The sequence below is a fragment of the Litoreibacter albidus genome (assembly GCF_900107015.1).
In the GTDB taxonomy this organism is placed as follows: Bacteria; Pseudomonadota; Alphaproteobacteria; order Rhodobacterales; family Rhodobacteraceae; genus Litoreibacter; species Litoreibacter albidus.
In genome coordinates this window covers 82,262-95,822 of the sequence record NZ_FNOI01000004.1, presented here as the reverse complement: position 1 = coordinate 95,822, position 13,561 = coordinate 82,262, and the positions used below count along the sequence as shown (strand labels likewise).

Here is a 13,561-nt window from a genome sequence, read left to right as displayed (position 1 = left end):
AACGTCATGAAACGCCGCCTGAGTCGGTGCCGCGTCTTGGTTCGCATGTAATTCGGAGAAAACGATCTGGTACTCCCTAGGGGAATCGAACCCCTCTTTTCAGGTTGAAAACCTGACGTCCTAACCGATAGACGAAGGGAGCACCGGGATCGTGAGGCGCTGTTTAGGCAAGGTGCGGGGCGCTGGCAAGAGGAAAATGACACCAAAGTGCACAAAAATTTCGAGAGCACCAAAACCTTGGTATTTAGGCGGGTGATTGCACCAACGATGCGTCTTCCAGACGTAGTTGTGCCGAGCGCCGACCTTGCCAAGTGTTGATCTCAACGCGTCCTGCGAGGTGAAAGCGCCGCCCCGCGTGTGCTTCGAGCGCAGGGCCCATGTCAGAGTTGAACGCCCCGAAGGCGATCGCATCCATTTTAGACGGTTTTCCGTCGCCGAAGCTGATTTTGAGGTGTCCGTCACCGACAGGTTTGGTGAAAAGGATTCGCTGATCGGGAAAGACGAATCGCGGACCAGCGGCCCCCGCGCCAAACGGGCCTGCTTGTTCAATCAGCTCAATTAAATCGACGGAGGCTGCCTCGGGCATCATGATCCCGTCCAGCCGCAAGTCTGAGGGGCCTAAGAGGCCCGCGCCTTGCTTTTCCATCATCTCCGTCAGGCGCGCCATCGCGGGCTCCAGCATCTCGCGCTTCACGCTCAGCCCAGCGGCCATTTTGTGCCCGCCGCCCTTGATCAGAAAGCCCTCAGCCGCGAGGCGTTGTATCTGCGCGCCAAGGTCTATGCCCGTGACGGAGCGCGCGGAACCTTTGCCTTCGTCGCCTTCCAAGCCAATCACCACAGCGGGGCGGTTGCTTGCCTCTTTCAGGCGGGCGGCCACGATGCCGACCACGCCGGGGTGCCAGCCTTCGCCTGCCGCCCAGACCAAGGGTGCATCCAGCCCGCGCTCCTCGGCCTGTGCGAGTGCCGCGATCCGAACGGCGTTCTCAATCTCGCGCCGTTCACTGTTGAGCGCATCCAAGCGTTCGGCCATGGCTTGGGCCTCGTGCTCTTGATCTGTTGAGAGCAGGCGCGCCCCCAAATCCGGCGCGCCAATCCGCCCGCCCGCGTTGATGCGTGGCCCGAGCAAAAAGCCAAGGTGGTAGGACGTGGGGGCCGTGTCCATGCGGGCGACGTCCGACAGGACACGCAAGCCAACGCGCTGGCGTGTGGCCATAACCTTGAGGCCTTGCCGCACTAACGCGCGGTTCACGCCCACCAGTGGCGCGACATCGGCGACAGTCGCGAGCGCAACCAAGTCGAGCATCGACATCAGGTCCGGCACGGGGCGCTCCGCACGCATCACGCGGTTGGTCGCGACAAGCAAAAGGAAGACGACGCCTGCCGCACAAAGATGGGCCAGAGAGCCGTCTTCGTCCTGGCGGTTCGGGTTCACGACGGCAACGGCGGGGGGCAGCGTCTCGCCGCCCAAGTGGTGGTCCAGCACGACGACATCTGCGCCCACCGCCGCGGCCAACGCATCGTGGGATAGCGTGCCGCAATCGACGCAAATGATCAGATCGTGATCCGCGGCGAGGCCGGACATGGCAGGTGCGTTGGGGCCGTACCCTTCGTCGATACGGTCGGGAATGTAGAGGGTTGCGGCAAGTCCCATGTCGCGCAGCCAGCAAATCAGCAGGGCAGCAGAAGAGCCACCGTCGACGTCGTAATCGGCGAAAATCGCGATCTTCTGACGCTTGCGCACGGCATCGGCCAAACGGTCGGCGGCTGCGTCCATATCCTTCAGAACAGATGGATCGGGCAACAGGTCACGCAGGGCAGGGGTCAGGTAGCTTTCAGCGGCGTCAACCGGAACACCGAGACGTGCGAGCGTTGCGCACAACGGGCGTGGCAACTCTGTTTGCTGGGCCATCGCTTCCGCTTGGCGGGTCTGCTCAATTGACAGGCCGACCCAACGGCGGCCCGTCAAAGATTGCTCTACGCCAAGGAAGGCCGTGCTCATTAGCTGACCGGATTTCGGTAGGTCATGCGCCGGACCGAGCCGGTTTTGGAGCGCATAAGGATGGTCTCGGCGGTCAGATACCCGACCTCGCGGCGGATGCCATGCAGGATGGAGCCGTCGGTGACACCGGTGGCCGCGAAAATGACGTCCTTGGTCACCATGTCGTCGCGGGTATAGATTTTAGCCAGATCAGTGATGCCCGCCTTCGCGGCACGGCCGCGCTCGTCATCGTTGCGGAACAACAGACGGCCGTACATCTGCCCGCCCATGCATTTCAACGCCGCAGCGGCCAACACGCCCTCCGGCGCGCCGCCTTCGCCCATATACATGTCGATGCCTGTTGTGGCGGCCTCGGCGCAATGCATGACGCCCGCGACGTCGCCGTCGGTGATCAGGCGGATCGCAGCGCCGGTTGCGCGGATGTCTTCGATCATTTGCTCATGACGCGGGCGTTCCAGCACACAGACGGTGATGTCCTCAGCCGCGCATCCTTTTGCCTTTGCCAAAGCCCCGACGCGTTCTTTGACCGACATATCCATGGTCACGGTGTCCGTGGCGTAGCCGGGCCCGATGGCCAGCTTGTCCATATAGACGTCCGGCGCGTGCAGCATGGAGCCGCGCGGGCCCATTGCAATGACGGTCAGGGCGTTCGGCATGTCCTTCGCCGTAAGGGTGGTACCTTCGAGGGGGTCAAGCGCGATATCAACGCCGGGGCCGTTTCCTGTGCCAACCTCTTCACCGATAAAGAGCATCGGTGCCTCGTCGCGCTCCCCTTCGCCGATGACCACGACACCTGCGATGTCGAGCAGGTTGAGCTGCTCACGCATGGCGTTGACTGCGGCCTGATCAGCGGCTTTCTCGTCGCCGCGCCCGATCAGCTTGGCGGAGGCCAGCGCTGCGGCTTCGGACACACGGGCAAGGCCGAGTGACAACATACGGTCTTGGAATTGATCGGTGGAAACGCTCATGAACAAAATCCTCAATTTGCAGTTGCATCTCGTTTAACGAGCGGACGGCGCAGGTTCAAGGACGCGAGCTGAGCGCCGCCGGATCAGACCTCTTCGATGCGAAGCGCCACTGGCTCCGAGGCGAGAACGCCCGTCGCTGGCAGCTTGGTCAAGGCAGCGTCCAGCGCGTCACGCGACGTAGTGTGCGTGACGATCAGGACGGGGGCCTTGTCGTCGACGTGGTCGTATTGGCGCATGCGGTGGATGGACACCCCAGCGTCCCCCAAGCAGGTTGCGACCTTGGCCAATGCCCCTGGCTTATCGTGCAGCGTCATTCGCAAGTAATAGGGCGCAGGTGTGCCGGAGTTGGCCGAGGGGGTGGTTTTCAGTGTGTTGGCAGGCTGACCGAAGGTCGGCAGGCGCAGCCCGCGCGCGATATCAATAACGTCCGACATGACCGCCGAGGCGGTCGGGCCTTCGCCTGCACCTGCGCCGCGAAGGACGATTTGCCCGACGTGGTCGCCCTCCAGCACCACCATGTTGGTGCCGCCTTCAAGCTGGCCCAGCGGCGAGGTGGCGGGAACCAGACATGGCGACATGGATTGCACCAACCCGCGCCCCGTCATCTGTGCGGTGCCCAAGAGTTTGATCTTGTAGCCCATATCGGCGGCTTGGCGGATGTCCTCGATGGTGACGCGGCCAATGCCCTCTAGCTGCACGCCGTCAAACTTGACCTGTGTTCCGAACGAGATCGCGGCCAGCAAGGCCAGCTTGTGCGCTGCGTCGATGCCGCCCACGTCCAGCTCCGGATCGGCTTCCAGATAGCCCAACCCGTCCGCCTCCGCGAAGGCTTCCTCATAGGTGAGGTTGGCGTTTTCCATGCGGGTCAGGATGTAGTTGCAAGAGCCGTTCATGACGCCGATTACGCGCGTGATGTCGTTGCCAGCCAGCCCTTCGGTTAATGCTTTGATAACGGGGATGCCACCTGCGACCGCAGCTTCAAACCGCAAAACGCGGCCTTCGCCTTCAGCCAATAGGGCCAACTCTTGGCCGTGCTCCGCAAGCATCGCTTTGTTGGCTGTCACGACGTCCTTGCCCGCTTTCAACGCGGCCTCTGTCGACTCCTTCGCGGGGCCGTCGGCGCCGCCCATGAGTTCCACAAACACGTCGACATCGTCGCGGGTCGCCAGCTTCACGGGGTCCGCTTCCCAAGCGTAACCGTCCAGAGGGACGCCGCGATCTTTTTGGGAGCGCGCGGATACCGCCGTGATCACGACCTTGCGGCCTGTGCGGGCTTCCAGTTGTGCGGCTTTCTGGCGGATGATCCGTATGACGCCAACGCCCACGGTGCCCAGACCTGCAATGCCAAGGCGAAGGGGTTCAGACATAGGGATGCTCCATCAAAATAAGGTGTTGCGCGCTCGTTAACGCGATTTGTGTGAGGGTGCAATGCGCAGGCGCTTATGCTGGGCGGTCCTTGACGGCATTCAGCAATCTCAGCCGTGTTGCGCCGTCGATGATCGTGCGCCCTTTCAAAGCGTTGGCGCGGGCCTTCAAGCGGGCCACGCGGGCGGCCAAGGCTTCCGTCTCGACCTCAATGGTACTGCCTGCGGAGGACCGCGCGATCAAATCCGGTAGCGGCTGAAGGTTGGGGTAATCGGCATTGCGCGCCGCCGCGCCGATGGTGTCGTCGATAGCCGGAAGATTGGCGGTGCAGGCGCAAAGCTGCGCGAAAACGAGGAAAGAAAGGATGCAGCGCATTGATGTTCGTCCGGTATAATACAAGGCCGCACAATAGGCTGAACGGGGCGCGGGCGTCCAGCACGACATATGGGCTTGATATGAACGTGTGTTCAGATAGCATGCGCTCATGGCACGTAAAACCGGATCACACTCCGACATCACTGGTCCGCGCGTTCGCGCGGCGGCACTCAAGCTTTTTGCGGCGCATGGCTTCGCTGCTGTCTCCATGCGCCAAATCGCGGCGGAGGTCGGCGTTCAGGCGGGCGCGTTGTATCTGTACACGCCCGACAAGCAGTCACTGTTGTTCGATCTGTTGCGCGACCACATGCAAGAAGTTCTGGACGCATGGGAGGCTGAGGAGAAGCCGGAGGGGCCCGTGGCCCAGCTGGAGACATTTTCACGGTTCCACATTCGGTTCCACTTAGAGCGGCCAGAGAAAGTGTTCATCTCTTACATGGAACTGCGCAATCTGGAGCCCGACAACTTTGAGGCGTTGGGCCAGATGCGTCGCCAGTACGAGAATGCGCTTGAGGGGATATTGAAGCGCGGCCAAGACGAAGGCCTGTTCGATGTCGATGATACCAAGCTGACCACATTGGCGCTGATTTCCATGCTGAACGGTGTGACAAGCTGGTACAAGCCGGATGGTCGGCTGTCGCTGGCGCGTGTGGAGTCCATATATTCCGACATGGCCGGCAAGGCTGTGCGTATGCCGCGCTGGAAGGAACGCCAGCGCAAACTTGAGGCGAAGCAGGCCGCGGAGTAGGGCAGGATGCCATTTTCGCCGGAGGCGCGCGCCACCCTAAACCACCTAACCGAGGTTCCGACCGGAAGCTTCCGCTTCGTGGCATTGGATGTGGAAACAGCCAACGCCAATGCCTCCAGCATTTGCCAGATCGGTTTGGCTTGTGTGCAGCAAGATAATGAAATCCAGTCGTTTTCCATGCTGGTCGATCCACGGACGCGGTTTGAACCGTTCAATATCCAGCTACACGGGATAGGGCCGCAGACCGTTCGGGGGGCACCCGGATTTGTCGCGGCGCTTGAACAGATCTTGCCCCTCCTTCGCGCGCATACTCTCATCCAGCATAGCAGTTTTGACCAAAAGGCCATTGGCGCGGCTTGTCGGGTCAACAAGCTGCCGACGCCAGATTTACGTTGGGACGATAGTGTTAAAATTGCGCGGCGCGCGTGGCCGGAGCTACGTGGTAATGGCGGGCATGGATTGGCGAACTTGAAAAAGGTGCTCCGCCTAGAGTTCCTGCACCATGACGCGGGGGAGGACGCACGTGCCGCCGCGCAGGTTGTTCTGCATGCGGAGCAGCGCCTGAATGTTCCCTTTGAGGATTTGCTGACCCCGCAATCAAAACCGCGCAGCACGACCAACCCCAAGCGAGAGGCCAACCCTGACGGGCCTTATTTCGGTGCTGTAGCTGTGTTTTCGGGACAGCTGGATATGCCGCGGGAGCGGGCCGCGAACCTCGCCGCGCGCGCGGGTATGTCCGTGCGCCCGAAAGTGACGCGCAAAACCACGCATGTGATTGTCGGCGATGGCGCCATGCCGTTGTTCGCAGGGCGCGTGCCTGATCCGTCGGAATTTGGCGGCCATGTCCAAATCCTAAGCGAAGCGGACTTCCGGCAACTCATGGAGATAGCGGGCCTGAAACTATAAAGCCCCCTGAAACAGGGGGCTTTATCGAAAGGTTTAGGCTCGGATCAGAGGCCGGGATAGATCGGAAATTTGGCGCATAAATCCAGAACTTTGGCTTTAACCGCGTCTTCGACGGCCGCGTTGCCCTCTTCGCCGTTGGCTGCGAGGCCGTCTACAACCTCCACGATGAAGTCCGCAATCTGGCGGAACTCGGCTTCCATGAAGCCGCGCGTCGTGCCCGCTGGGGAGCCGAGGCGGATGCCGGACGTGATCGTCGGCTTCTCGTCATCGAAGGGGATGCCGTTCTTGTTGCAGGTGATATAGGCGCGGCCCAATGCTTTCTCGGTGGCGTTGCCTTTCACGTTTTTCGGGCGCAAGTCGACAAGCATCACATGCGTGTCGGTGCCGCCGGTGACGATGTCCAAGCCGCCCTTGATCAACTGGTCCGCCATGGCTTGCGCGTTGGCGACAACCTGTTTTTGGTACTCTTTGAACTCAGGGCGCAACGCTTCGCCGAAAGCCACGGCCTTGCCCGCGATGACATGCATCAGCGGCCCGCCTTGGATTCCTGGGAAAATGGCGGAGTTGATTTTCTTGGCCAGCGCTTCGTCGTTGGTCAGGATCATGCCGCCGCGTGGGCCGCGCAAGGTTTTGTGCGTGGTGGTCGTCGCCACATGCGCATGGGGGAACGGGGACGGGTGCTGACCACCGGCGACCAGCCCAGCAAAGTGGGCCATGTCGACCAGTAGGAACGCGCCCACTTTGTCCGCGATTTCGCGCATTTTCGCGAAGTTGATTTGGCGCGGAATGGCGGAGCCCCCTGCGATGATCAACTGCGGTTTGTGTTCCAGCGCGAGGGCCTCGACTTGATCGTAGTCCAGCTCCAGCGTGTCGGCGCGCACGCCGTATTGGATGGCGTTGAACCATTTGCCCGACTGGTTTGGCTTGGCACCGTGGGTCAGGTGGCCGCCTGCATCAAGGGACATGCCCAAGATGGTGTCGCCCGGTTTGATCAGCGCTTGGAACGCACCTTGGTTGGCCTGCGAGCCGGAGTTGGGCTGGACGTTTACATACTCACAGCCAAACAGCTGCTTGGCGCGATCGATGGCAAGGTTTTCAGCAATATCAACGTACTGACAGCCACCGTAGTAGCGACGGCCGGGGTAGCCTTCGGCGTATTTGTTGGTCAGCACGGAGCCTTGGGCTTCCATGACGGCGCGGCTCACGATGTTCTCGGAGGCAATCAGCTCGATTTCGTCGCGTTGGCGACCCAGCTCTTGGGTGATCGCGCCGAAAAGTTCGGTGTCGCGGGTCTCGAGGCTTTCTGTAAAGAAGCCGTCATCACGGTGAGTTGCGTTCATTGGAATTTCCTTCCCTAAGGGCAGCGCAAGAATTGGGGGTCTTTTAAGGGCAAAAGGACGGAACCGGAAGCCACCAAAATGGCCTCCCGACACTCTGTCACGCCCCAAAGTTGCCTATGATGTGCTTGTGTTTCCGGCTAGCGCACGCGAAGGTCTTGGAAATACATGGAAACTTGGCCCCTATGCTCGACGTAAACAAAATCTCGTTCTTGGCTTCTGACACGGATGTGGCGACGGAAGCCCGCGCGGCCCTGATCGACGCCTATGGCGACACACCGCTGGAGGAGGCCGCGGTGATTGTGGCCTTGGGGGGGGACGGTTTCATGCTGCAAACGCTGCACAGCACGCAGCATCTGGACACGCCGGTCTACGGTATGAACTGCGGCACCGTCGGGTTTTTGATGAACGAATACCACGAGCCGAATTTGCGCGACCGGCTGTCCCAAGCCGAAGAAGAAGACATCAACCCGTTGCGTATGAAGGCCATCCGAGAGGACGGGACGGTACATGAGGCGCTTGCGATCAACGAGGTGTCGTTGCTTCGCGCAGGATCGCAAGCCGCGAAGTTGCGTATTTTTGTGGATGGGCGTGAGCGGTTAGGGGAGTTGGTGTGCGACGGCGCGCTGGTGTCCACGCCTGCAGGGTCCACCGCCTATAACTATTCCGCCCACGGTCCTATCTTGCCCATCGGCTCCGGCGTTTTGGCATTAACCGCAATGTCCGCATTCCGCCCCCGCCGATGGCGAGGCGCGTTGCTGCCAAAGGCGGCAAAGGTGCGGTTCGATGTGTTGCAGCCCAAGAAGCGGCCCGTGATGGCTGATGCCGACGGGCGATCTGCTGGCAATGTCGTGTCTGTTGAGATCACGTCCGAGCCGGATGTCACGCACCGCATCCTGTTTGATCCGGGCCACGGGTTAGAAGAGCGTCTAATCCAAGAGCAGTTCGCCTAAGTGGTTTCGAACACGCCGGGGAGGGACACCTCCAAAAGCTCCAGATCTTCCGACGCCTCCGCGTATTTGGTTTTCATGCCAGGGGGGATGACGAAAGCATCGCCGGGTTCCAGTTTGTAGGGTTCTTTGCCCTCACCATGCAGCACCATCGTGCCGTCCATCACAAAGGTAAACAAGATGTCCGCGTTGTGGCTTGACCAACCGGCGTTCCCGTCTGGCTTAACCACCTGAACGCCTGCGACGTTGCGCGTGTTCTGGGCTATCGTTGTGTCGCGAGCGGTGAACCCTGGAACGCGGAAGGGTTGCCATGTGGCTTCCTCCGCCCTGTGGTGGACGAACTTTTGCCCTTGGAATTCACGGTCCGGGTTCGCGGGACCGTTTGGCAGTGCCATGTCGTGCTCAATGGTGGTGACATGTTCCGCAGGGACGCCGATTTCAATGACCTCGATATTGTCGGAGGCATAGAGCACGCGGTGGCGAATTTCCGGCGGCTGGATCACGCAGTTGCCAGCATGGAGGCGAAATGGCTCGCCTTGATCTTCGTAGACCAGATCAACCCACCCTCGGTAGCAGAAAATCAGCTGAAACCCGACGGTGTGATAATGCACCATGTCGGGCACGGGGCCGCCGTCGGGAATGCGGATGTGCGACGCTATGATTGACCCGCCAAGGCGGTCTGGGATCAGGTCGCGGTAGTGCATGCCCGCGCGCCCGATGACCCACGGGGCTTGGTCGGCAAGACGGCGCACGACGAAGGCGTGCTGGGTCTCCGGCATGACAAGGGGCGGGTGGCGCACATCAATTTCAATTCGGGTGCCGTTTGGCGCTATCAACTCGCGCGCACCATCCGCAAAACTGTCGGGCGCGTCGGTGAGGATGCGAAGGGTGCCCGTAGGTTCCGGCGCGCCTTTTTCTATGCGTAGTCGTATGCCGTATCCCGAAAACACGGCGACTGTTGGATCATCAGCGGGGTAGATGCTATCCATCCGCATGCCGAGCGTTTTTGTGAAGAATGGAATGTCGTTGCGCAATTCCTCTGTGGGTAGGCGAATTTCTGCAATGATGTCTGGCATGACCCCTCCGTTTTGCGCAGAGTGGGCCGACGCTACGTAAGATGCAAGGCTTGCCTTGAGTACCGTTTTGCGCGAAGTAGCAGGAAAAAATCAGATTAGTTTAACGTTAAACTAATTGCGAGTAAGGAGGGCCATCATGTCAGATGAACGCACCGAAGAAGACCGCCAAAATGCCCTTCGTCAGGCTGCTTTGGATTACCACCGCTTCCCTAAACCGGGCAAGCTGGAGGTCCGCGCGACCAAGCCGCTTGCCAACGGGCGCGACTTGGCGCGGGCTTATTCACCCGGCGTCGCAGAAGCCTGCCTCGAGATCAAAGCGGACCCAGACACCGCACGGGACTATACCTCTCGCGGCAACCTAGTGGGCGTCGTCAGCAACGGGACGGCCGTTCTGGGGCTTGGGAATATCGGCGCACTGGCGTCCAAGCCGGTGATGGAAGGCAAGGCGGTTTTATTCAAGAAATTCGCCAATATCGACTGCTTCGACATTGAGGTGGACGAGAAGGACCCAGAAAAACTGGCCGAAATCGTTTGCGCCTTGGGGCCGACATTCGGAGCGATTAACCTTGAGGACATCAAGGCCCCCGACTGTTTCATTGTGGAAGATATTTGCCGCGAGCGAATGGATATTCCGGTTTTTCACGACGACCAACACGGCACGGCCATCGTGGTCGGTGCGGCGGCAACAAACGCGCTGCTGGTGGCGGGTAAGAAGTTCGAGGACGTAAAAATCGTCTCCACGGGCGGCGGGGCCGCTGGTATTGCCTGTCTCAACATGCTGCTCAAGCTTGGTGTGAAGCGCGAGAACGTGTGGCTCTGCGATATTGCGGGTCTGGTTTATGAGGGCCGCACCGAAGAGATGACCCCGCAGAAAGCCGCATTCGCCCAAGCCTCGGACCTGCGCACGCTGGATGACGTTATGGATGGCGCGGATTTGTTCCTTGGCCTGTCTGGCCCCGGCGTTCTAAAGCCGGAAATGGTTGCTAAAATGGCGTCCCAGCCGATCATTTTTGCATTGGCCAACCCCACACCGGAGATCATGCCGGACGAGGCGCGCAAGATTGCACCCGATGCGATCATTGCCACGGGGCGCAGCGATTACCCGAACCAAGTAAACAACGTGCTGTGCTTTCCGTTCATTTTCCGTGGGGCGCTGGACGTCGGCGCGACAACGATCAATGACGAGATGAAAATCGGCTGTGTTGAGGGCATCGCGGCCTTGGCGCGCGCGACCACCTCTGCCGAGGCAGCCGCTGCCTATCAGGGCGAGCAGTTGACCTTCGGTGCTGACTACCTGATCCCCAAACCGTTCGATCCGCGCCTGATCGGCGTCGTGGCCTCCGCTGTGGCGAAGGCCGCGATGGACAGCGGCGTGGCGACGCGCCCGTTGGAAGACCTGGAAAGCTACAAGGCGGAACTGGACGGGTCCGTCTTTAAATCGGCGCTTATCATGCGGCCTGTTTTTGAGGCCGCCAGCACCGTGTCGCGCAAGATTGTGTTTACCGAAGGCGAAAGTGAGCGCGTGCTGCGTGCAGCGAACGCAATGCTGGAAGACACCACTGACAAGCCTATCCTGATTGGCCGCCCAGAAGTGATCGAGCGCCGCGCGGAGCGTGCAGGGCTATCCATTAAGCCCGGGCGCGATTTTGAACTGGTCGACCCAAGCGACGACCCGCGGTACCGCGACTACTGGCAGACCTATCACGGCATTATGGCGCGTCGCGGCGTGACGCCGGATTTGGCCCGCGCCATCATGCGCACCAACACGACCGCCATTGGCGCGGTCATGGTGCATCGCGGCGATGCGGATAGCCTTATTTGCGGCACCTTCGGTCAGTACCTGTGGCACCTGAACTACGTCACGCAGGTTTTGGGCACGCAAGAGTTACACCCCGTCGGGGCGCTTTCGTTAATGATTTTGGAAGATGGGCCGCTGTTCATCGCGGACACCCATGTCCATCCGGAGCCGACATCCGAGCAAATTGCCGAGACAGTGATCGCGGCCGCGCGACACGTGCGCCGGTTCGGGCTGGACCCGAAAATAGCGCTTTGTTCGCATTCCCAATTCGGCAATCTTGATTGCGATACCGGCCGCCGCATGCGGGGGGCGTTGGATATATTGGACGCGTCGCCAAGGGATTTCATGTACGAAGGCGAGATGCACGCGGATGCGGCGCTGGATCAGGATCTGCGCGCCCGTATCATGCCCGACAGCCGGTTCGACGGCGCGGCGAATGTGCTGGTGTTTGCAAACACGGACGCCGCGTCCGGTGTGCGTAACATCTTGAAAATGAAGGCCGGCGGCTTGGAGGTTGGGCCGATCCTGATGGGGATGGGCAATAAGGCACATATCGTGACGCCGTCTATCACAGCGCGTGGCTTGCTGAACGTGTCGGCGATTGCCGGTACGCCAGTCGCGCATTACGGGTAGCTTGATCCCAATGTGCCTTCGGCCCGATTTTATTTGGGTCGGGGGCGCGGCCCCCGACTGGAAATTTTCGGCCGTTAGCTCAATGTCACCAGCGCATGGCGCTTTTTGCCTGCGGAGAGCTTCAGCGGTTCTGCCAATTCATTTGCGGTGATGAACAGGCCTGCATCTGTGATGATCTCGTCGTTCAGCTTCGCGCCGTTGTCGGAGATCAGGCGCTTGGCTTCTTTGCCGGACCCAGCAAGGCCGGACCGCACGATCAGTTGGACGATAGAGATGCCTTCGCCCAAGTCCTCAGCCGTCAGCGCCAGTGTTGGCAAATCATCGCCTGTGCCGCCCTTCTCGAAGACTTCGAGCGCTGTTGCTTCCGCCGCCTCTGCGGCGGCACGACCGTGCAGCATCGCCGTCACTTCGTTGGCGAGAATGATTTTGGCCGCGTTGATTTCGGAACCCTCAAGGGCGCCCAAGCGGTCGCATTCAGTCACTGGCAGTTCGGTGAATATTTTTAAGAACTTGCCGGTATCCGCGTCGGTTGTATTGCGCCAGAATTGCCAGAACTCATAGGGCGACAGCATGTCGCCGTTCAGCCAGATCGCGCCGCCTTGCGACTTGCCCATCTTGCGACCGTCAGAGGTGGTCAGCAGCGGCGTTGTGAGGCCGTAGATCTCGTGATCCAAGACGCGCCGCGTCAGGTCGATACCGTTCACGATGTTGCCCCATTGGTCGGAGCCGCCCATCTGCAACAGGCAGCCATAGCGGCGATTGATCTCTAGGAAATCATACGCTTGCAGGATCATGTAGTTGAACTCGAGGAATGACAGCGACTGCTCGCGATCCAGCCGCGATTTGACGCTCTCGAAGCTGAGCATCCGGTTCACCGAAAAATGCCGCCCGATGTCGCGCAGGAAATCGAGGTAGTTGAGCCCGTCCAGCCACTCAGCGTTGTTCAGCATGATGGCGTCGGTGCCACCCTCGCCATAGGCGAGGTATTTAGCGAAAACCTGCTGCATGCCCTCAATGTTGGACGCGATAGCCGCATCATCGAGCAACGGGCGCTCGTCGGAGCGGAAGCTTGGGTCACCCACCTTGGTTGTGCCGCCGCCCATAAGGGTAATTGGCTTGCCGCCGGTCTTTTGGAACCAGCGCAATACCATGATGTTCATGAGGTGGCCGACGTGCAGCGATTTCGCCGTCGCGTCATAGCCGATATAGGCGGGCACCACACCTTTGATCAACGCCTCATCCAAACCTTGATAGTCAGTGCAATCGGCCAGAAAGCCACGTTCTATCATCACGGTCAGAAATTCGGATTTGGCATGGTAGGTCATTAGAGTATCGTCCCAACAAAACAGTGTTCCGCGCCTTATAGGCGCGCGCAGGGCGAAGGGAAAGCCATTGAAAATAGCAGG

11 protein-coding genes and 1 tRNA gene are annotated in these 13,561 nt (G+C 60.3%); 4 read left to right on the top strand and 8 right to left on the bottom strand.

The genetic code is table 11. The features are described 5' to 3' along the window. Positions 1-67: 67 nt before the first annotated feature. The 5 genes from BLW66_RS10880 to BLW66_RS10860 form a co-directional block, all read right to left on the bottom strand. Positions 68-142: transfer RNA gene (locus BLW66_RS10880), tRNA-Glu, on the bottom strand. Positions 143-244: 102 nt separating this feature from the next. After that, positions 245-1,999 (bottom strand): single-stranded-DNA-specific exonuclease RecJ, encoded by a 1,755-nt coding sequence (recJ, locus tag BLW66_RS10875; protein WP_089947185.1) that lies wholly within the window; start codon positions 1,997-1,999, stop codon positions 245-247. Continuing rightward, the gene (gene glpX / locus BLW66_RS10870; RefSeq protein ID WP_089947184.1) at positions 1,999-2,967 is read right to left on the bottom strand and encodes a class II fructose-bisphosphatase; all 969 of its coding nucleotides are present in this window, start codon (positions 2,965-2,967) and stop codon (positions 1,999-2,001) included. Before glpX ends, recJ begins: the two co-directional genes overlap by 1 nt. Before the next feature lie 83 nt (positions 2,968-3,050). Beyond that, positions 3,051-4,334 (bottom strand): homoserine dehydrogenase, encoded by a 1,284-nt coding sequence (locus BLW66_RS10865; protein WP_089947183.1) that lies wholly within the window; start codon positions 4,332-4,334, stop codon positions 3,051-3,053. 73 nt (positions 4,335-4,407) lie between these two features. After that, positions 4,408-4,707: a hypothetical protein gene (locus tag BLW66_RS10860; protein ID WP_089947182.1), complete on the bottom strand. Its 300-nt coding sequence runs from the start codon at positions 4,705-4,707 to the stop codon at positions 4,408-4,410. A gap of 109 nt (positions 4,708-4,816) precedes the next feature. On the opposite strand from BLW66_RS10860, the gene BLW66_RS10855 reads away from it, so the two are divergent. Both BLW66_RS10855 and BLW66_RS10850 read left to right on the top strand, forming a co-directional pair. Next, positions 4,817-5,455, top strand: a complete 639-nt coding sequence (locus BLW66_RS10855) for a TetR/AcrR family transcriptional regulator (protein WP_089947181.1) — start codon at positions 4,817-4,819, stop codon at positions 5,453-5,455. Between the two features lie 6 nt (positions 5,456-5,461). Further along, entirely contained in the window at positions 5,462-6,361 is a 900-nt protein-coding gene (locus tag BLW66_RS10850; RefSeq protein ID WP_089947180.1) for an exonuclease domain-containing protein, read from the top strand. Positions 6,362-6,405: 44 nt separating this feature from the next. Here the strand turns inward: BLW66_RS10850 and glyA are convergent, their stop codons facing one another. Then, positions 6,406-7,701, bottom strand: a complete 1,296-nt coding sequence (gene glyA / locus BLW66_RS10845; RefSeq protein ID WP_089947179.1) for a serine hydroxymethyltransferase — start codon at positions 7,699-7,701, stop codon at positions 6,406-6,408. Positions 7,702-7,883: 182 nt separating this feature from the next. Here glyA and BLW66_RS10840 point away from each other — a divergent pair, with 182 nt between their 5' ends. Next, positions 7,884-8,651 (top strand): NAD kinase, encoded by a 768-nt coding sequence (locus BLW66_RS10840; protein ID WP_089947178.1) that lies wholly within the window; start codon positions 7,884-7,886, stop codon positions 8,649-8,651. On the opposite strand, the gene BLW66_RS10835 is transcribed toward BLW66_RS10840, so the two are convergent. Then, positions 8,648-9,724: a cupin domain-containing protein gene (locus tag BLW66_RS10835; protein ID WP_089947177.1), complete on the bottom strand. Its 1,077-nt coding sequence runs from the start codon at positions 9,722-9,724 to the stop codon at positions 8,648-8,650. The two genes, BLW66_RS10840 and BLW66_RS10835, sit on opposite strands and share 4 nt — an antisense overlap. Before the next feature lie 136 nt (positions 9,725-9,860). Between BLW66_RS10835 and BLW66_RS10830 the strand changes: the two genes are divergently transcribed. Further along, positions 9,861-12,155, top strand: a complete 2,295-nt coding sequence (locus tag BLW66_RS10830) for an NADP-dependent malic enzyme (RefSeq protein WP_089947176.1) — start codon at positions 9,861-9,863, stop codon at positions 12,153-12,155. A gap of 74 nt (positions 12,156-12,229) precedes the next feature. Here the strand turns inward: BLW66_RS10830 and tyrS are convergent, their stop codons facing one another. Further along, positions 12,230-13,480, bottom strand: a complete 1,251-nt coding sequence (gene tyrS, locus BLW66_RS10825) for a tyrosine--tRNA ligase (RefSeq protein WP_089947175.1) — start codon at positions 13,478-13,480, stop codon at positions 12,230-12,232. Positions 13,481-13,561: the final 81 nt, after the last annotated feature.